This window comes from Clostridium sp. DL1XJH146, assembly GCF_054819755.1.
In genome coordinates this window covers 1-18,285 of the sequence record NZ_JBTVVN010000022.1, presented here as the reverse complement: position 1 = coordinate 18,285, position 18,285 = coordinate 1, and the positions used below count along the sequence as shown (strand labels likewise).

The window sequence follows — 18,285 nt, the reverse complement described above, 5'->3', positions numbered from 1 at the left end:
AGATGGGAGTTTTTAGCTTAGCTGAACACTCCCGTTATTTATTTTAAATTAAGATTTTGTTTTAGAATATTGTTGATATGTATATTACGATTTATAAAATAAAGTTTTTACTCTAATAATAGTGTGAAGAGTGAAATGTGGAGTGTGAAGTTAAGGAAGATTTTGCTACGCCAAATTCTTAGATTAATTGTGCATTGTGCATTTGTTTTTAAGGTTTTTAATTAAATATTTTAATATATTTTCTCAATATTTATCCCTTTATAAAATAATTTTAAAATATCTTCATAGCTATAGCCTTTTAAGGAAAGATTCATAGCTCCATATTGACTCATGCCTACACCATGACCGAAACCGCCCCCGTAAATATTAATAGTATCTCCTAAGATTTCTGTAGAGAAAAAAGAGGAAGGTAGCGTTGACCAACTATCAATAGTTGAACCATCATTTTTCAAAACAGAAATAGATGTAGCTACAATAGTATTTCCATTATTAAAACATCGTCGTATATTAACATCTTTATCTACAATTATTTCGGCATTTTCAAACAAGAAAGATAACTCTAAAATATTGCCCATTTCACTTCTTCTAATAGTGTCTATTTTTAATAGAGCACCTAAATCTTTTGGGAATTCTTTTTTTTCTTTTTTATTAATTAAGATTTTTACATAATCAGGGTTACTATGGAATTTATCACTTAATGTTAAGTATAGAATTTTTTCAAGGTCATCTTTTGAATAACTAGCATACCATCTATAATAAGGAGAGATTGAATCGTAACTTTCAATTGAGGTAGACTTAAAATAATCAAGCCACTCTTGTTCAGTATTTGGTATAGATATTTTTGAAATCAGAAAATTATTATTTCCTAAATAAGGTATGCTTTCAGTTGGTGCATCCTTTCGATACCATATATTTTGAAATTCAGTTCCAAAGCCACAAGAAGTAGAATAGTATTTAGCATCTATAGGTGAACCATCGTAGGTCATAATAATTCCTTTAGTTGTTGTCACTGCTTTTGAAGTTAAATCTTGAGTTAGGGTATTATTATAAACTTGGCTCTTTGTGCTATCATCAACATAAAAACCTAAGCTAGCAAATCTATTACTTAACATATCGGATATAGCATAGGTTCGAGCAGCCACTGCTTGACATTTTAGAGCTTCAAGACCACCTTTTGTTGGCATTTCTGATGGAACTACTTTTGAAAGATAATTTTCAAGATCTACTTCATTTATTACAATGATACCATTGATAGTAGGGAAAAGTTCAATGCATCCATCATAATTAGGATTGAACTGTGGATATTCCCTTTGAATATCTTTTATAGTAAATGTAGAATTTTCAATATACACTCTACTGCCAGTTTTATATTCTTTGTTATTAACTGAAATTAAAAGTTCGCCATTTAATGAGTTAATGTGAATTATATCATTTGAAGATATATTAACTTCAAGATTATCCTGGTAGTTATACAACATACAATCAGAAGAAGGTTGTATAGTTAAAGTGGTATGATATATGGATTGAAAGCTATCAGTAGATATAGCAACTCTCATGGTACTATAATCTAAAGGATGTATGATAAATGTATCAAGGTTATTATTTTCATCTAAATAAATATCAACATTTCCTTTTCCTACTAAAATACTATTTTTACTACTTGGGATTATGGAGTTATCATTTTGGCTATAAATGTATAAATTTTCAGCCAAGTTTATATTGCCGTATTTTTCAACTTCATAATACTTTTCATTTTTAATCATAATCCTATTTTTTATGGGATCTTTAATTTTTACTGAATACATAAAGAATTTATTATACCTACAATCAATGACATCTGATTTTGAAATTTGAGTATTTCTATGCACAAAAGTTTTAAGAATACTATCTATATATAGATCAACTTTTTTTTCTGAAATATTATAAATTACTGCATTGTTTGCTTTTCTTGGCAAAAATAAATAGATTAGCAAAAAAACGAAAATGGAAATTATAATTGTAGATAATAACTTTTTCATAAGCAGCTCCTTTTTATTAGTTCACAGTTCACAGTTCACAGTTCACAGTTCACAGTTCACAGTTCACAGTTCACAGTGTAAAGTTGATAGTATGTAGTTTATAGTGAACTGAAAACTTTTTAGTCAGAGTAAATTTATAGTAACAACTTTATGCAATAGTGTTTTTAAAATGACCTCTTTTAAAGAATTGTTGATTTATAAGGTAGTGGTTGCATCAAAAGTTTTAATATCAACAATATTCTAAAACATAGTAATTAGAATTATTAGTTTTTCCAGTAAAAAATTAAACATTGAAGGAGGAAAACGATACTTATGGCACCAAAAGCTGGATATATATAACTTATAAGTCTAACAAAGCCTATTTGAGATATAGGTATTGCTGCTATAATAATAAGAATAATTGATGCATTGTAAGGTACTTTGAATTTAGTATGTATGGTTTTACATATGCTATACACATCTGAAACTTCAGTTGAAAACATCTCTAACCAAATTATGCAAAGTAGCATAACTTGAGTAGTAAATCCAAATCTATTTGCGATATACAATAGAGGTATATCATATTTAAAAATATTTGGAGTATTTAATAGTAGCATAAAGTTAAGTATTAGAGCTATTATAGTAAGAACGATAGAACCGATAATAACTCCAGTTTTAAGGGTGTTTTTTTCTTTTAGTTCATTACTTAAAGGTACTAAAACACCACTACATGAGATAATATTAAAACCTGCATAAAGTAAAGCAGAAATAAACCATCTTTTCTCTGTATAAGGAATAGATTTTATATATGTATAGTTTACTACATCTATTGAAAATAATAGGTATAATGTGAAAATAAATATAATAATAAAAATCAAACTAGGCACTATAAAGGAGTTAATAGTAACTAAACCTTCAGTATCTTTATAAAGAGTAAAAATCGTTAATAAAGACATAACGATAATTCCTACCCATTTTGATATACCGAAATATTGATGTATTAATGAACCACTTCCAGCCAAGATTATAGCTGCTCCCGCTAAAAGATAAAATCCCATAATCCATTCTATTATATCACCAAAAAAATTAGGGCTTATTAATTTAATAAATTCATTATATGAAGATAGATTATATTTTAAAGTAGTATCTACAATGAATTGAGCCATAAAAACATATATAAAAAAACAAACTAAAATTCCTAAGAAACTTTTATACCCGTATTTTGTAAAAAATATAGTTATTTCTTCACCGGAAGCAAGGCCAGCGCCAACTATTGTCCCAATAAAAACAGCGGCTATTTGTAGGGTGGTTTTAATTCTCTTTACCATAAAATCATACCTTCCTTTTAAAAAATAGTAATGCAAATGCAAATGCAAATGCAAATGCAAATGCAAATACAAATGCACAATGCACAATGCACAATGCACAATTAAGGAAGAAATTATTTTAGCGAGCTAAAATAATTTCTTTAATTTATAAAAGATTAAAAGATTAAAAGATTAAAAGATTAATTGATTAATTGATTAACTAAATATTTATATTTAATTTTCTATGCATCTTTTAATTAAATAAAGATTTTCTGACCAAAGGGAAGAAAATCATCCACAATTGTGCATTGTGCATTGTAAATTGTGCATTGCTTTAATAATGTATATTCTATAAATAATAAATAAATTATTATTTTATTATAAAAATTTTTCTTTAGTGCAAACTATCTATATACGAATATAAATTGGATATGGGTGATTACATGAGAAAAATAATAATGTGTGTTCTTTTAGTAATAAGTTTTAGTGTAATACTAATTGGATGTGAAAAACAAAAGGTAGAAGAAGTAAAATTAAAAGACGAATTTGATGTTGAAACAGCAACTACTATTGTAGAAGGATATTTAAATAGTATTAGTTCTGAGAAATTTGAAGAAAGTAACGAATACTTAAGCGAAAAAATAAAAAACATAAAATTTAATGATAATATTGGAACAATGAAGCTAAATGGCTATAGAATAGAAGATATAAATGAATCAGACAACAAAGTATATTTTACAGTTAAAGTTACTCACTCGGATAAAGATAATAGTGTATCAATGTTGTTAAAGTATGTGATACTTGTTATTAAGGACAATATGCAATATAAAATAGATAATATTGATAGTAGTGTTAGTAGAGAGACATTTGTTGATAAAGATAGCATTAGAATGAGATTTGATGATGCTATAGAAACGAGTCTTTTACTAAATATGGATGGGGTAGGTACTTATACATACCCAAAAGATAATCCAGGAAAAATTGGTATGATAAGTATACCTAAAAAACAGTTTAGTATGATATCTCTTGATTATGAAGGAGATATGGTTGCTTTCACTACGATAGATAAAGATGTATATATTGGAATAGCTGTTGTAGATGAGACTGCTAAAACAACATCAGATGGTCAAGAAGACAAAGACTCGGGAGAAAAGAGTGATAGCGGACCTAAGGAAAAACCAATAGGGAAAAGAGTTATAACTTGTGATTTGTTAATTGACTCTACTGTAGAGGATATGTGTTTTTCAGAGGATGAGAAATATTTAGTTGTCCAATATAGTACTTTGGATGAAAAAAGGTGTTTCAGGGTTTATGAAACAGAAGCAGGAGAACTAATAAAACAAAAATTAGAAGATGAATTTCCACTTAATAATGTTGATGTAGTATATAATAAATTTGAAAAAGAATTTTTATTGTTTTCAGTTAGCCAAAAGGATGAAAGTGAAGATACAATGAAATTTAAAGGAAATTATTCTTTGAATTTAAATACTTTCGAGATAAAAAAAGATATATAGCAGCTTTGTTATAAAGCTGCTTTTTATAAATATTCTTTTATTTTTTTTGAGTGAGATGGATGTCTCAATTTTCGAAGTGCCTTTGATTCAATTTGCCTAATTCGCTCCCTAGTAAGGTTAAATAGATTACCTATTTCTTCTAAAGTTCTAGGATGGTCGTCATCAAGACCAAATCGTAATCTTAGAATTGTTTCTTCTCTAGGACTTAAAATTGATAATAAAGTATCTATTTCTTTTTTTAATAGTTTATTCATGACTGTTGTTTCTACTGAAGAGTCTCCTTCAGAAGCATTATCTTCATAATATACTGCTTTTTCTTCAGAAACAAATTCTATTAGTTCAGCTTCACTGTCCCTATTGCAATCTTTAATAAATTCGTTTAATGATATTACATTTTTTAGATATTTAAAATAATACTTTAGCATAAAATATTGATTTTGGGTAATGTTCAATTCTGTACAAATACTATCTATTGAATAATTATCGTTGTTCTCTAACTTTGCGATTTTGTTCATTTTTTCTATAATATACATAGGGAAACGTATATTTTGACCTTTGTTATATATAGATCTATCAACAACTTCTTGAATCCAATAGTAAGCATAAGTGGAAAACTTGGTTCCATAGGTTAAGTCATATTTATCTATACCGTATATTAACCCAATAATTCCTTCCTGAACTAAATCTTCATATGATAGGGAACTATTATTATAATTTTTATAAGCAATTTTTTTAACTAAAGGTAAATTGTTAATTATTAAGTATTCCTTAGCAATTTTATCTTCATCTTCTTTATAAATATTAAATAACTCTTCGTTGCTTAAATTTTTATAGTCATATATCTTATCATTCATAATCATCACCTAATAAAAGCTTATTCAATTAATAGTTCTTAATTACAATAATTTGATTTTTCTAGTATAATAGTATTGTAATTTTTTATGTTTATAGGATATTATAGGAGAAGGAAAGTTAAATTTATACAGTTAAAAGTTAATAATTTGTAAACTAAGTGTCTTTGTTGAAAAAAATAGGTAATTATTATCGTCTATATATATGAATACTAATTTTGTGATTTTACAATAGGGGGATTATTTATAATGAATAAAGGAATGAGACGAATAATTATATTAATAATAATTATATTTTTGCTTATAGTTACAATTATTGTAGAAGAGAAAATAAGGAATAAAGAAAAAGATTTAATGAAATTCACACAAAATCAAGAAGAATTATATTATGAATTTGCTGAAAGTTATGATGATACATTGCTTATTCATTCTAGTCCAGTTGAAATCTTAAAATTCTATTTATATGCAGAAGATACTAATGATTATTTAACTGCATATCAATTTTTGTCTAGTAGTGAGGGGAATAGAATGCTTTCTAAGCAAGATTATTTAATAGGATCTTTTAGAAAAACATATAACAAAAATGAAAGGAAAATGAAAGATGTAATTGAAAGGATAAAACGAGATTATAAAGAAATAGAAGTAGAAAATATTAAGAATGATAAAGTAATCATAGAAATTAAGTATAAAAATATTGACAATATTACGCCATTTGTTATGTTTAAAAAGAATAATGTATGGAAGATAAAATGGAAAAGCGTCAATAGAGATATATAAATAATATATAATATTTAATTAAGAATAAAAAAAGATAAACCAAAAGAGGACTCTAAAAATGTGAGTTCTCTTTTTATTATAAGAAGATGATTGATTCAAGTATTCTAAATGATATTTATAAAGTTGTTTAAACAATAACTATTTTTCGCATCCAAAACTATAAAGAGTAGTAGCAGAATAGGTTTCGAAAGGATTTAATATATATGTTGGAAAATTATCTTGGTTTATAGCATCAGGATAATGTTGAGTTTCAAGGCAAATAGCTAAATGGTTTTTAGATTCCACTCCTCCTGATAAAATTAATTCATTTCCCAAGGCATTGGCAGTATAAATAACTACACAACTTTGGTCAGTTTGTACGCTTAGAGTCCTTCCGTTAGTTGGATTAGATAAAAGAATTTTTTCATTATCGTTTTCTTTATTAAGAACGAATGGATGATCATATCCGCCAGCGAAATTTATCTGATCATAATCTTGCGCTATGTCTAAACCAATTTTTTTATTAGTTCTAAAATCAAAAGGAGTATTTTCAACTTCTTTAATTTCACCAGTAGGGGCAGTTTTATCATCTATGCAACAGAATTCATTTGCAGGAACAGTTAGATTATGGTTTAGTATATCTTCTTTTAGGTTTCCAGATAGATTAAAATAACTATGATTAGTTAGATTTACTATTGTTTTCTTATCAGATGTTGCTACATAAGAAATTTTTAAATTATTATCATTATCAAAGCTATATGTAACTTTTAAATCTAAATTTCCAGGGAAACCAGATTCACCGTCTGGACTTAGATAAGTTAAGTTCAAAGATACGCAGCTTTCATCTTGTATTTCTTCTACATCCCAAATAATGTTGGCTAAACTTATAGGACCACTGTGAAGATTAGAGTTGAAATTGTTTTTTTCTAGAAGATAAACTGTTTCATCGATTTGAAAAGCACCGTCAGTTATTCTTCCAGCATGTCTTCCTGTTAAGGCTCCAAAAAAAGGAGATTTATTTAAATAATCACCCATATTATCAAAACTAAGAACAACATTTTCTAATGTACCATCTTTATCAGGTACAAAAATATCTGTTATTACACCACCGTAATTTAATATTCCTACATAAGCACCTGCTTCATTAATTAATTTATACTTAAAAATAGTTTCACCTGTATCGTTTGATCCAAAAACTTCTTTTAATATTTGCATATAGTATCACTCCTTTAATCTTTATCGATTAGCTTTTAAATTCTAAATTACTAAAAAAGAATTTTCTGTTTATAATTAGTTATTTACGTTGAAGAATATTATTTATACATTATAAATAATAACCCTTTAGCATTATTATATAACAAATTTTGTGATTTTAAAAATAAATAAAAAGTTATAATTAATATATTACTTATGACTTTTAGGAAATTAGATTAAAATTACGTTATTGTGTATGATGCTCGGAAGTTTTAGCTTTTTTACCTTATTTTAGTTTGATATTTTTATCTGACTTTTCGCTAGGAATTCTATTTTCCTTGTTATTAATAATACTGTTTTGATTATTTTGTGTTTTTGTATTTGTTTTTGTTTCAGTTTTTTGCTGCATTTCAGGTAGTGTTTCTTCTTTTGATTCCGATTTTAGTTTGCTATTTTGGTTGCTCTCTTTTTTATTTAGATTGATATTATCTTCTATGTCATTTGGTTTTTTGGTTTGATTGTTTTCTTTGCTGTTATTGTTTTGAGTTTTTGTATCCACAGTAGTCTGTTCTTTTTCCGTAACATTATCAGTAGTATTAGCACTATTTTCATTAGGAAAATTATTTTTATTGTTATTTAAGATATTCTGAACTTTTTTTTCAATATCTGAATTTTGATCTTTATCTAGCTCAATAATAATTTCTAGATTTTCCTCAGCTTTATTATTTAGTTGTAATATCTTTTTTAAACCGTCTTCAATATCAGTATGTTTAATACTAGTAACTTCAAGGAGTTCTTCGCTTTCTTTATTAGTTCCTTCTATTGAGATTATTCTATCCCACTTGTTAATTTCTATTTTTGCAGCTAATGAACCTTCTAATAAGATTATAGAAGTGGGTATATAATAAGCATATGCTTCTGTACTAATTATCAAAGTAAAAATCAAACAAGCTGCTGAAGTTATAATTTTTTGCCAGTTAGAGGTAGTTATTAATTTGCCTTGGTAAATGCTACCTATGCTTGGTGCAGTTTTATCTTTTTTTACTTTTACGAATTCCCCAGTATTGGTAAGCAATATGATTGAATTTTTTTTTATTTCGGTTATAATACCAGTTTTAGTATTAATTTAAATCACCTACCTCTAGAGATAAATAAGACCTAATATATTGATAATCTTCATTTGAAATAACAATTATCAGAGCAATTATGTATTTTCGCCATTTTTCTATAAATTTTCTTTTAGATTGTGTTAGTATAATAATATTTTTTATTGGTAATTTATGATTTGATCTGAGCAAGTTCAGTATTTCATTGTTTTTTGAGCATAAAAAAGCTAATTTAAGTATATTTTTTCTTGTATCTAAATGCTTTGGACTATTATTAACTAAATCGGTGAAAGATATTTTGAAATTATTTAGTTCATTATTAAGCAATTTTATTTCTTGTGATCTAAGTTCATTATCGTTTTGTAACTTATATTGGTTTAATGAATTAGTTTGGTCTATGTAATCAGAGTTTTCATTAGAGTTATAAGTAAGGTGGACATTCGTATCTTTTTTTCTGAAATAATCTATGAGTGAATTTCTAATTACAGTAGAAGCATAACTGGAGAAAGTGCCTCTTTTTTCTGTGTAATTATCACAGGCTTTATTAAAAGCAATAAGCGCAATACATAATTCATCGTCATTTTTCCAATCTAACTTTCTTCTACAGATTCTATATGTAGTTTTATAAATGAAAAATTTATTTTCTTCAATAAAATTATTTCTATTTTCTTTCGTTAGATTTCTTATTACCATAATTCACCTCAGTGTATAGAATTTATATGTTAAAATTCTATATTAATATGTACGATTAATGCATAATTTTTTAAGGGGTCTTAAAATTTTAGAATTTATTTAAATGAATTAAAATAACCATTTAAATAATAAAAAATTACACTAAGTACCCCCTTAAATTATAAGTTATATTCGTAAATATAGTCAAAGGGAATTATAACTAAAGGAAACTATAATTTAGGAGGAGAGTATTATGAAAAAAATTAGTTTATTTTTATTAGGTTTATTTGTAGCGACAAACATGGCAGTTCCAGTTTTTGCAGAAGGAGAAACAAATTTAGCAGATGGAGCAGGTATTACACCGGATAGTATATTTTACTCTTTTGACGTTTTAGCTGATGAAATTAAAGTTGCACTTGCTTCAGATGAAGAAGCTAAAATTGAAGTGCTTACAGAAATTGCTGAGGAAAGACTTGGAGAAAGTGAAGTAATGGCTGAAGAGGGAAAAGAAGAATACGTTGAGGAAGCTTTAAATCAATATGAAGAAAAAATGGATGAAGCCAGTGAAATAGTTGAAGGATTAATTCAAGAAATAGAAAATCAAGTAGCGGAGGATAGTTTTGATGATATTCTTAATGAAGAGCCAGAAGACGAAGAAGAAGGCCTTATAAAAAATGGGGAAGAAACTGAAGAGGACCAAGGAGTAAATGAGAGTCAAGAATTATCAACTGAAGAAGAAACAATTAAAGATGAAGAATTAATTGATGAGGAAGAGGACAAGCTTGAAGAATTATTAGCTCTCCAAGAAAAATTGGAATTAACTGAGGAAAAATCTGTAGAAGTGCTTAGTAATGTTGAGGGAAACATTAGTGAAGAAGCTAAGCTAAGATTTGAACAAGTAATTCAAATGCAAATAGAGAAAAAAGAAGCAGTACGAAATATGGTTGAAAAAAGACATGAATTAAATAAACAAAAGAAAGAATATAATGCTGCAAAAGTTGCCTTTAATAAGGTAACTAAAAAAGGTGATAATGAAGAAGTTGAAAAGGCAAAAGAAGAATATGAAAGTAAATTGGAAGGGTATATAGAAGCTAATAAGGAATTTAATGTTGCTAAGGATTATCATAAAGAAGTTGTAAAGAATAAGAGTGTAAAGGATGGAGAAGAGAAAGATAGTGAAGAGGAAAACGTAGAAAAAAATGAAGAAGATGTGGAAGATATAGACGTAAATGGAGAAACTGTTGACGAGAAAGAAGAACAAGTTGAAGAAGATAAAGAAGTTGAAGAAATAAATGAAGAAGAAAGCAATGCAAAATATGAAGAAAATGAAGAAGAATACGAAAAGTCCGATGATATAGAGGATGAAGATGAAGACAAATTTGAAAAAGCTGAAGATGAAAACGAAGATGAGAAACAAAGAATTCAAGAAAAGAAAAAAGAAGAAGAAAAGAAAAAAGAAATAGAAGAACAAATCGCCAAAAAGAAAGAACAAATAGAAAAACAAAAGGAAGAGAAGAAAAAAGAACTAGAACAAAAGAAAAAAGGTAACTAATAATATAATGATAAAATGAAAGTTAGAAAAAGCTGTACCAGTTATTGGTGCAGCTTTTTCATTAGTGTGAAAGGGAAAAGCACTTTAGAAATATAGAGTGAAATTTGTGAGTATAGAGTGCAGCAATGGAATATTTTATCATCTTAAGGGAGTATTTAAATTAATTAAAGATTCTCTGAGGTACGATGAGAATCATCATTAACTGCACATTGCAAATTGCACTCTGTACATTAAGCAAGAATAAATACCTTTTATAAAAACAAAACTTATTCATATCAACAACTATTAAAAAAAGCAATAAAAAAAGGCTATTGACAAATACAATAGTAAAAAATATAATAAGAGTGTACTATTAATAGTAGCACACCTAATACACATGAAACACTTAAGATATAAGGTGACTTTTTTAGTTCGACGGTTTATTTATACATACATACACGTAACTTGTTGATTTATAGATATTTTGTGCAAGTACTAATTAAGTTTAATACGAGGTGCGTTATACATGGACTAACTAATTTCTAGGAGGTGAAATTTATTGATAAAGATTAATGTCAGAAGTAGTTTACCAATTTACGAGCAAATTATTAACGGCATAAAAGAAAATATTATGAAGGGAATTATACTTCCGGGAGATAAACTTCCTTCAGTTAGAGAAATGTCTACACTAATAACTGCAAATCCAAATACAGTCAGTAAAGCTTATAAAGAACTGGAGAGGCAAAGGGTTATAGAAACTATGAGGGGAAGAGGTACTTTTGTTTCTACTTCCTACAAACCTAAATTGGAGGAAGATAAGCTTATGGTTATTAAAAATGAGATTAAAAAATTAATTGTTGATGCGCACTATATGGGCATAGAAAAAGATGATTTAGTTAAGATTATGGTTGATTTATATGATGATATTGAAAATAGTTCTGAGGAAAAAGAGGTGGATAAAGTTGATAGAGATTAGTAATATTTCTAAAAGCTTAGGAGAAAATTTAATACTTAAAAATATAGATTTGAAAATTGAAAAGGGAAGTATTTTTGGTTTGATTGGACCTAATGGAACAGGAAAAACTACTTTGATTAAGTGTTTAACGGGAATATACAAAGAAGATGAAGGCAGTATCTTGATTGATGGGGAAAAGGTTTATGAAAATCCCATAGTAAAGAGAAGAATAGCATATCTTCCTGATCAAAGTATTAGATTGGAATTTTCAAGGTTTAAAGATTTGGTCAAGTTTTATGAACTTGCTTATCCTGATTTTAGTATTGAAAGGTTGAATGAAATTAATAAGCTCTTTAAAATTGACTTAAATCAAAAACTTAGAAGTATGTCTAAAGGAATGCTTATGAGAACTTCTATAATGCTTACGATAGCTATAATGCCAGATATATTAGTGTTAGATGAACCTCTTGCAGGACTTGATCCTATAGCTAAGAGACAAATGATTAATATTCTACTCCACGAAGCAGTTGAGAGAAATACTACTATAATAATATCTTCACACAACTTAGATGATATAGAAAGAATTTGCGATACAGTAGGGGTTATGGAGAATGGTGAAATTGTATTTAATGACTCCATTGAAAATATGAAGAAAAAAATAAGAAAGTTACAGTTTGTTCCTAAGTCAGAGATTGATATCTCAAAATTCGATGGAATTATGAGATGTGAAAAGATAGGAAGAGTTTATAATGTTGTTACTACTGAGTATGAAAAGTTTATTGAAGAAATAAATAAAAAAGAAATAATGTTTTTAGAAGAGTTAGATTTGAGTTTGGAAGATATATTTGTATATTATTTAGGAGGTGATGAAGATGAGAAAATACTTTAATAAAGCCTTAGTTTACAAGGAAATAAAAACTTCACTTTTGCCTTTGATTTTTGGAGGAATTTTTATTATTTATTTTTTCTCTTTTAGATTTATTAGTATGATAAATAATTATGAATCAAGTTCTGATAGATACTTTTATGACTATTTTTTTTATACCGATTTTACTAACGAAAATGGGGGAGCTTTTGTTTTAATAGTTTTAGCTATTGTCTATTCTACATGGATAATTGGAAAAGATAGACTAAACAGAAGACAGGAACTTATTTCAACAATGCCATTTACAAGAACTCAAATTTTAATTAGTAAAATATCTACCACTTTAGCGGGGGTAATTATTCCGTCTATAATTTCAATAATAATAATGAATTTATATTTAATATTAAATAAAGGAATGATACCTAAAAATAGTGAAGTTTTTTACAATTATAATAGATGGATGCTTTTGTGCGTATTAGTAGGGGTTTTTACAGTAACTTTTATTTCCTTTATACAATATCTTTGTGGTAAAGCTTATATAGGTGGACTACTTGGAAGTATATTTTTGATTGTACCTATGGGATTATCAGCTACTTTGTGGATATATATAGATTATTTTTTTAGATCAATAGATAGGACAGGAGTTTTACATGAAAATAATTTCTGGAGTAAACTTGATTCTATAATTATGGAATTTGCAATGAAAATTTCTCCGATATTTTATAGTTTTGATTATACGTATATGGATGTGTATACTCCAATATTTACAGGTACAGCAAGAGCTATTACTTTGAGTATACTTTCTTTAATTTTCATTGCTTTATCAATTTATGTGTATAATAAATGGGATTTCGAAAGAATAGGACAAATTTCTATGTTTAAATCTTTTGAAGCTATTCTTAAATTTGGAGTTTCCTTTTGCTTTATGATAGTTTTAACCATAGCTATTGTTGGTATAAGGTATGACGAAGAGCCATCATTTATGTTATTTTCAATATTAAGTGTTGGAATATTTGCAGGATTTTACTATGCAAGTACTAAACTTATTAATAATTTTAAGAAATAGTTTTAGAGCAATGCACAACTATTTGAAAACATAATTTGCAATTATATAAAAATATAATGTGCAATTTGCAATTTGCAATGTGCAATTAAGGAGGATTTTCTTCCCTTTGGTCAGAAAATCTTTAATTGATAAAGTCGAAAGACACATTAATCAAAAAATTTAAAAAGATAAATTTTAAAGTAATGATGGCAATTACTAATTCACTAATTTATTAATTAATTAATTAATTGGTAAATTAACCAATTAATACAATAAAGAAATATTTTAGCACAGCTAAAATATTTCAACCTTAATTGCTAATTGCACATTGCAAATTGCAAATTGCAAATTATTACTTTGATATATATTGCACATTGCAAATTATTATTAATTTGTTGTGCATTTAAAAATAAGACCATGAAAAAACATAATACAAGAATATAAAATGAAAGAAGGTTCAAAGAATGTCAGTACTACAAGTTAAAGATGTTCGTAAGTCTCTTAGTGGACGAGAAATTATTAAGGGAATTAGTTTTGAAGTTAATAAAGGTGAAATATTTGGGTTTTTAGGTCCTAATGGAGCGGGTAAAACTACAACTATTAAAATGCTTACAGGTCTTATGACTCAGGAATCTGGAAGGATTATAATTTCAGAATATGATATTCAAAAGGATAGAGAAAAAGCATTAGAGAAAGTTGGAGCTATTGTTGAAAATCCTGAGTTTTATGAGTACTTATCAGGATACGAGAATTTAATGCAGGTAGCTAGAGTCAGAAATATTCCAGTTACAAAAGTAATGGAAGCTGCTGAAATGGTGGGGCTTAAAGATAGAATTACTGATAAGGTTAAAAAGTATTCTCTAGGAATGAAGCAAAGATTAGGATTAGCTATGGCTATAATTACAGAGCCAGAACTTTTAATACTGGATGAACCAACAAATGGACTAGATCCAAATGGAATTATATTTTTTAGAAATGTAGTTAGACAACTAGCTAGCAAAGGTACTGCTGTATTTATTTCTTCTCATATTTTAAGTGAAATAGAGCAAGTTTGTCATAAAGCAGCTTTTATAAAAGATGGAGAAATTCAATCAGTTGAATTACTTGGAGAAGAAGCTACTATAAAAACTGAATTTAAATATAATATTATTACATCAAAAGGTAAAGAAGCACTTTCACTACTTAATCAACAACCTTGTGTTAAAGAGATTTATTTAAAGGATTCAGGAATAGAATTTATGGTTGAGCAAGAAAAAATCTCACATTTAATTTTTAAACTTTCAGATGAAAGAATTCCAATAGAAGAAATCTACAAAGTTGAAAAAGAATTAGAGGAAAGATATCTAGAACTAGTGGAAGGAGAAAATTTATAATGATAGCGTTAATTAAAAATGAGATAATTAAGTTATTTTCAAGAAAGAAAACCTGGGTAGTGTTTATACTATTTAGTTTATTGCTAGGAGTAATGATTTTTGCAGAATATAAAGAAGCGGAAAGTTCAGCTAGGTATAACAGCCCTGAGTATCAATTGCAAAATGAAGAACAAAACATAGAGTATATGGAGCAAAGATTAGAAGCAAAAGATGTTTCAGATAGTGAAAAAACTAGGTTAGAGGAATCAATTGAAGAATCAAAGGTTAGAATAGTATCTTTGAATGAAGAGATTAATGGAGAACCTATTGATTGGAAAGAAAAACTGAAACAAACTAATAAAGATATAGAAGCTGAAATTGAAATGTATAAAGAAAACCCTGATATAGATATAAGTATGATACAAGGAATGGAAACACAACTTGAAATGAATAATTATATGTTAGACAATGATATAGAACCAGTAGAATATTATGAGCTAAATACTAATAAATATTTTCAAGATATCATTATGTTTTTAGGGGCAATATTTTTGGCCATAGGACTTTCGATTTTTTCTGCGGATATAGTTTCAGGAGAGTTTACCCCTGCAACGGTAAAAGTTTTATTAACTCAACCAGTTAAAAAAGGAAAAGTTATATTATCTAAATTTATTGCAATTGCTTTATCATCAATAGTATTAGTAATGGTAGCAGAGGCAATTTCTTTTGTAGTAACGGGTATTGTAGCCGGGTTTGGAAGTCTCAATTATCCTATAATGGTTGGATATAAATATGAATTTGTAAAATCGGCAACTAGTGCAACAGATAAAATATTCCAAATGATTCAAGGATCAGTTAAAATAATTCCTATGTGGCAGTATCTATTAAATGTTACCTTATTACAAGTATTATTTATAGTAGCAGCAGTAGCTTTTGTATTTATGATTTCCACTATATTTAGAAATAGTACAATATCCATGGGGTTCAGTATACTAATAATTATTGTAACAACTATTCTTCAGAATTTTGCTTTTATAAGAAAGTATATTCCTTATACATTTATTGGGCTAGGAGATGTAGGCAGTCTATATATAGGAACTTTGGCTTCGGCGTATGAAAATCCAATAATAACTCCTACCTTTGGAATTGTTGTTTTACTTGTTTGGACTATTGTTTGCTATTTAGTATCTCATATTATATTTGTGAAAAGAGATGCTTTTTAGAACATAAATGCACAATGCACAATTTACAATGCACAATTAAGGAAGTGATATTTTAGCGAAGCTAAAATATCGCTTTTTATTTAAATTAAAAGATTTCCGAAGAATGAGGAAATTATCAATCACTTCACAGTACACTCTTCACATTTCACATTGCATTTAAAAAGGAGTTTCACTGCAATATTTACTTTTTAAACTGCACTTTTGTTTTATAATATGAAAAATCAAGTTGTATAATTTTTCATGTTGATATAAAATTTTTTGAATGATATAATTAATTAAGCTTTTTAAGTGGAGGTATAGTATATGGATAATGAAACTAAGCAAATGTTCCAATTGATTATTAATAAATTAGATAAAGTAGATGTAAGATTAGATAAAATGGATTCAAGATTAGATAATATTGAAAGAAAGCAAGATGAAATGTATTTGATGCAAAGAGCTTTAGAGGAAAATGTTAAAGTTACTAGGGCAGAGCAAGAAAAGATGATGTACATAGTTGCAGATATTCAGGGAAAGGTTACAACATTAACTGAAGAAGTTGATGAACATGAAAGAGTTATTAATCAAATAAAAGCAATATAATAGGGAATTTATTAATTTAAATATAAAATCGTCATACTCGATAGGATGGGTATGACGATTTCTTTGTAAGTCATTAAATTAATTAAAGATTCTCAGAGGAACGAGGAGAATCATCCAAAATTGTACATTGTGCATTGTGCATTTTGCATTGTGTACTGTGTATTGTGCATTTTCTACTATGTATTGTGAATTGTTTTAAGTTAATAATTACCATTCCGAACAAAATAAAAACACATCCTATAAGAGTTCTACCGGTAAGCATGTCCCCAATAAAAATAGAGAAAATAGCACCGAAGACTGGTTCAGCTAAGAAAATAATAGCTGCATGAGAAGGTGTTGTGAATTTCTGGACTTTATTTTGAAGTCCATAAGCGTATATAGTACAAAATATTGCAAGATAAAGAATTCCTCCAATTGATATAAAATTAATATCGAACTTCATGCCTTCGATTGAAATAGCTGGTATAGACCCCATTATTCCTACAAATAACATTTCTAAGAAAGTAAATAATGGTAAATTTATATCCTTAGTGAATTTATCCACTAGTATTATTTGGGTTCCAAAAGAAAATGCACACAATATAGTGAGTATATCTCCTATATTTATACCAGTAGTTCCGCCAGAAGACATAATATAAAGTCCACATAAAGAGAATACTATTCCAATTATAACCTTTAGTTCAGGAATCTTTTTGTATATTATTGCAATTAATATAGGAACTATCAGTACGTTTAGCCCTGTCAGAAACCCTGATTTACTAGGTGTTGTATATTGTAATCCTATTACTTGTAGGCCACTACCTAGAAAGAGAGTTAGACCTATTAAAAAAGAATAAATCAATGTTTTTTTATCAATTTTGTTGAAGTATTTATAAGAAAATGGTAATAATAGTAGCGCTGAAACTAAATATCTAATAGCTAAAAATGTATATGGAGGAATACTTCCAAGGGCAATTTTCATTACTGGAAAACTACCACCCCAAAATATAGCAACAGATAAAAGAACTAAATCTGCTTTTAATTGTCTTTTCATAAAAACCCCCCTTTTTTAAAAATAAGTGTGAAGTGTGAAGTGTGAAGTGTGAAGTGTGAAGTGTGAAGTGTGAAGAGTGAAGAGTGCAGTTAAAAGATTAAAATCTTAAGACCTTAAAACATTAAGAACTTAAAAATTAAAATAAACAATTGATGCTATAGGTCTCATTCTTCTAGAATTTTTATTTTTTTAATTAATTAAAGATTTTGCGTAGCAAAATCATCGTTAATTCCCTCTTTATACTTTGATATTCTCCTGTTTACTCTTTATTTCTTAATATTTCAATTAGTTAATTATATATC

Annotated in this window: 16 protein-coding genes; 9 read left to right on the top strand and 7 right to left on the bottom strand. The window is 27.4% G+C overall.

Annotated elements, in window-relative coordinates:
* Positions 1 to 230: 230 nt before the first annotated feature.
* Together ACVHXK_RS11530 and ACVHXK_RS11525 are read right to left on the bottom strand one after the other, a co-directional pair.
* Positions 231 to 2,018 carry a SpoIID/LytB domain-containing protein gene (locus ACVHXK_RS11530; RefSeq protein WP_461206548.1) on the bottom strand — a complete coding sequence of 596 codons (1,788 nt, stop codon included), beginning with the start codon at positions 2,016 to 2,018 and terminating at the stop codon, positions 231 to 233.
* Between the two features lie 263 nt (positions 2,019 to 2,281).
* Positions 2,282 to 3,325, bottom strand: a complete 1,044-nt coding sequence (locus ACVHXK_RS11525) for a YkvI family membrane protein (RefSeq protein ID WP_461206547.1) — start codon at positions 3,323 to 3,325, stop codon at positions 2,282 to 2,284.
* Between the two features lie 422 nt (positions 3,326 to 3,747).
* Between ACVHXK_RS11525 and ACVHXK_RS11520 the strand changes: the two genes are divergently transcribed.
* Positions 3,748 to 4,818, top strand: a complete 1,071-nt coding sequence (locus tag ACVHXK_RS11520; protein ID WP_461206546.1) for a hypothetical protein — start codon at positions 3,748 to 3,750, stop codon at positions 4,816 to 4,818.
* A 23-nt stretch (positions 4,819 to 4,841) separates the two neighbouring features.
* Here ACVHXK_RS11520 and ACVHXK_RS11515 read toward each other — a convergent pair whose 3' ends face one another.
* Positions 4,842 to 5,672: a sigma-70 family RNA polymerase sigma factor gene (locus ACVHXK_RS11515; RefSeq protein WP_461206545.1), complete on the bottom strand. Its 831-nt coding sequence runs from the start codon at positions 5,670 to 5,672 to the stop codon at positions 4,842 to 4,844.
* Positions 5,673 to 5,918: 246 nt separating this feature from the next.
* On the opposite strand from ACVHXK_RS11515, the gene ACVHXK_RS11510 reads away from it, so the two are divergent.
* Positions 5,919 to 6,446 (top strand): hypothetical protein, encoded by a 528-nt coding sequence (locus tag ACVHXK_RS11510; RefSeq protein ID WP_461206544.1) that lies wholly within the window; start codon positions 5,919 to 5,921, stop codon positions 6,444 to 6,446.
* 138 nt (positions 6,447 to 6,584) lie between these two features.
* On the opposite strand, the gene ACVHXK_RS11505 is transcribed toward ACVHXK_RS11510, so the two are convergent.
* The 3 genes from ACVHXK_RS11505 to ACVHXK_RS11495 all read right to left on the bottom strand — a co-directional run bounded on the left by ACVHXK_RS11505 (position 6,585) and on the right by ACVHXK_RS11495 (position 9,418).
* Positions 6,585 to 7,640 (bottom strand): aldose epimerase family protein, encoded by a 1,056-nt coding sequence (locus tag ACVHXK_RS11505; protein ID WP_461206543.1) that lies wholly within the window; start codon positions 7,638 to 7,640, stop codon positions 6,585 to 6,587.
* Between the two features lie 265 nt (positions 7,641 to 7,905).
* A complete protein-coding gene (locus ACVHXK_RS11500) occupies positions 7,906 to 8,724 on the bottom strand; it encodes an anti-sigma factor domain-containing protein (protein WP_461206591.1) in 819 nt (272 codons plus the stop codon).
* 16 nt (positions 8,725 to 8,740) lie between these two features.
* Positions 8,741 to 9,418 carry a sigma-70 family RNA polymerase sigma factor gene (locus ACVHXK_RS11495; protein WP_461206542.1) on the bottom strand — a complete coding sequence of 226 codons (678 nt, stop codon included), beginning with the start codon at positions 9,416 to 9,418 and terminating at the stop codon, positions 8,741 to 8,743.
* 232 nt (positions 9,419 to 9,650) lie between these two features.
* Between ACVHXK_RS11495 and ACVHXK_RS11490 the strand changes: the two genes are divergently transcribed.
* The 7 genes from ACVHXK_RS11490 to ACVHXK_RS11460 all read left to right on the top strand — a co-directional run bounded on the left by ACVHXK_RS11490 (position 9,651) and on the right by ACVHXK_RS11460 (position 16,950).
* The gene (locus ACVHXK_RS11490; RefSeq protein ID WP_461206541.1) at positions 9,651 to 10,949 is read left to right on the top strand and encodes a DUF5667 domain-containing protein; all 1,299 of its coding nucleotides are present in this window, start codon (positions 9,651 to 9,653) and stop codon (positions 10,947 to 10,949) included.
* Positions 10,950 to 11,487: 538 nt separating this feature from the next.
* Positions 11,488 to 11,904, top strand: coding sequence for a GntR family transcriptional regulator (locus ACVHXK_RS11485; protein WP_461206540.1), 417 nt, complete (start codon positions 11,488 to 11,490; stop codon positions 11,902 to 11,904).
* Positions 11,891 to 12,772 carry an ABC transporter ATP-binding protein gene (locus ACVHXK_RS11480; protein WP_461206539.1) on the top strand — a complete coding sequence of 294 codons (882 nt, stop codon included), beginning with the start codon at positions 11,891 to 11,893 and terminating at the stop codon, positions 12,770 to 12,772. Before ACVHXK_RS11485 ends, ACVHXK_RS11480 begins: the two co-directional genes overlap by 14 nt.
* Complete coding sequence (locus ACVHXK_RS11475) at positions 12,756 to 13,814, top strand: ABC transporter permease (RefSeq protein ID WP_461206538.1); 1,059 nt, start codon at positions 12,756 to 12,758, stop codon at positions 13,812 to 13,814. The genes ACVHXK_RS11480 and ACVHXK_RS11475 overlap by 17 nt, the downstream gene beginning before the upstream one ends.
* A gap of 443 nt (positions 13,815 to 14,257) precedes the next feature.
* Positions 14,258 to 15,166: an ABC transporter ATP-binding protein gene (locus tag ACVHXK_RS11470; protein ID WP_461206537.1), complete on the top strand. Its 909-nt coding sequence runs from the start codon at positions 14,258 to 14,260 to the stop codon at positions 15,164 to 15,166.
* On the top strand, positions 15,166 to 16,368 hold the full coding sequence (locus ACVHXK_RS11465) for an ABC transporter permease subunit (RefSeq protein WP_461206536.1): 1,203 nt from the start codon (positions 15,166 to 15,168) through the stop codon (positions 16,366 to 16,368). Before ACVHXK_RS11470 ends, ACVHXK_RS11465 begins: the two co-directional genes overlap by 1 nt.
* 303 nt (positions 16,369 to 16,671) lie before the next feature.
* Complete coding sequence (locus ACVHXK_RS11460) at positions 16,672 to 16,950, top strand: hypothetical protein (protein WP_461206535.1); 279 nt, start codon at positions 16,672 to 16,674, stop codon at positions 16,948 to 16,950.
* 82 nt (positions 16,951 to 17,032) lie between these two features.
* Here the strand turns inward: ACVHXK_RS11460 and ACVHXK_RS11455 are convergent, their stop codons facing one another.
* The gene (locus ACVHXK_RS11455) at positions 17,033 to 17,983 is read right to left on the bottom strand and encodes a DMT family transporter (RefSeq protein ID WP_461206534.1); all 951 of its coding nucleotides are present in this window, start codon (positions 17,981 to 17,983) and stop codon (positions 17,033 to 17,035) included.
* Positions 17,984 to 18,285 lie beyond the last annotated feature (302 nt).

Coding starts and splice junctions, on each gene's coding strand:
- ACVHXK_RS11455 (WP_461206534.1), bottom strand. CDS start 17,983: ATGAAAAGACAATTAAAAGCAGATTTAGTTCTTTTATCTGTTGCTATA.
- ACVHXK_RS11515 (WP_461206545.1), bottom strand. CDS start 5,672: ATGAATGATAAGATATATGACTATAAAAATTTAAGCAACGAAGAGTTA.
- ACVHXK_RS11510 (WP_461206544.1), top strand. CDS start 5,919: ATGAATAAAGGAATGAGACGAATAATTATATTAATAATAATTATATTT.
- ACVHXK_RS11525 (WP_461206547.1), bottom strand. CDS start 3,325: ATGGTAAAGAGAATTAAAACCACCCTACAAATAGCCGCTGTTTTTATT.
- ACVHXK_RS11505 (WP_461206543.1), bottom strand. CDS start 7,640: ATGCAAATATTAAAAGAAGTTTTTGGATCAAACGATACAGGTGAAACT.
- ACVHXK_RS11465 (WP_461206536.1), top strand. CDS start 15,166: ATGATAGCGTTAATTAAAAATGAGATAATTAAGTTATTTTCAAGAAAG.
- ACVHXK_RS11490 (WP_461206541.1), top strand. CDS start 9,651: ATGAAAAAAATTAGTTTATTTTTATTAGGTTTATTTGTAGCGACAAAC.
- ACVHXK_RS11530 (WP_461206548.1), bottom strand. CDS start 2,018: ATGAAAAAGTTATTATCTACAATTATAATTTCCATTTTCGTTTTTTTG.
- ACVHXK_RS11470 (WP_461206537.1), top strand. CDS start 14,258: ATGTCAGTACTACAAGTTAAAGATGTTCGTAAGTCTCTTAGTGGACGA.
- ACVHXK_RS11475 (WP_461206538.1), top strand. CDS start 12,756: ATGAGAAAATACTTTAATAAAGCCTTAGTTTACAAGGAAATAAAAACT.
- ACVHXK_RS11520 (WP_461206546.1), top strand. CDS start 3,748: ATGAGAAAAATAATAATGTGTGTTCTTTTAGTAATAAGTTTTAGTGTA.
- ACVHXK_RS11460 (WP_461206535.1), top strand. CDS start 16,672: ATGGATAATGAAACTAAGCAAATGTTCCAATTGATTATTAATAAATTA.
- ACVHXK_RS11495 (WP_461206542.1), bottom strand. CDS start 9,418: ATGGTAATAAGAAATCTAACGAAAGAAAATAGAAATAATTTTATTGAA.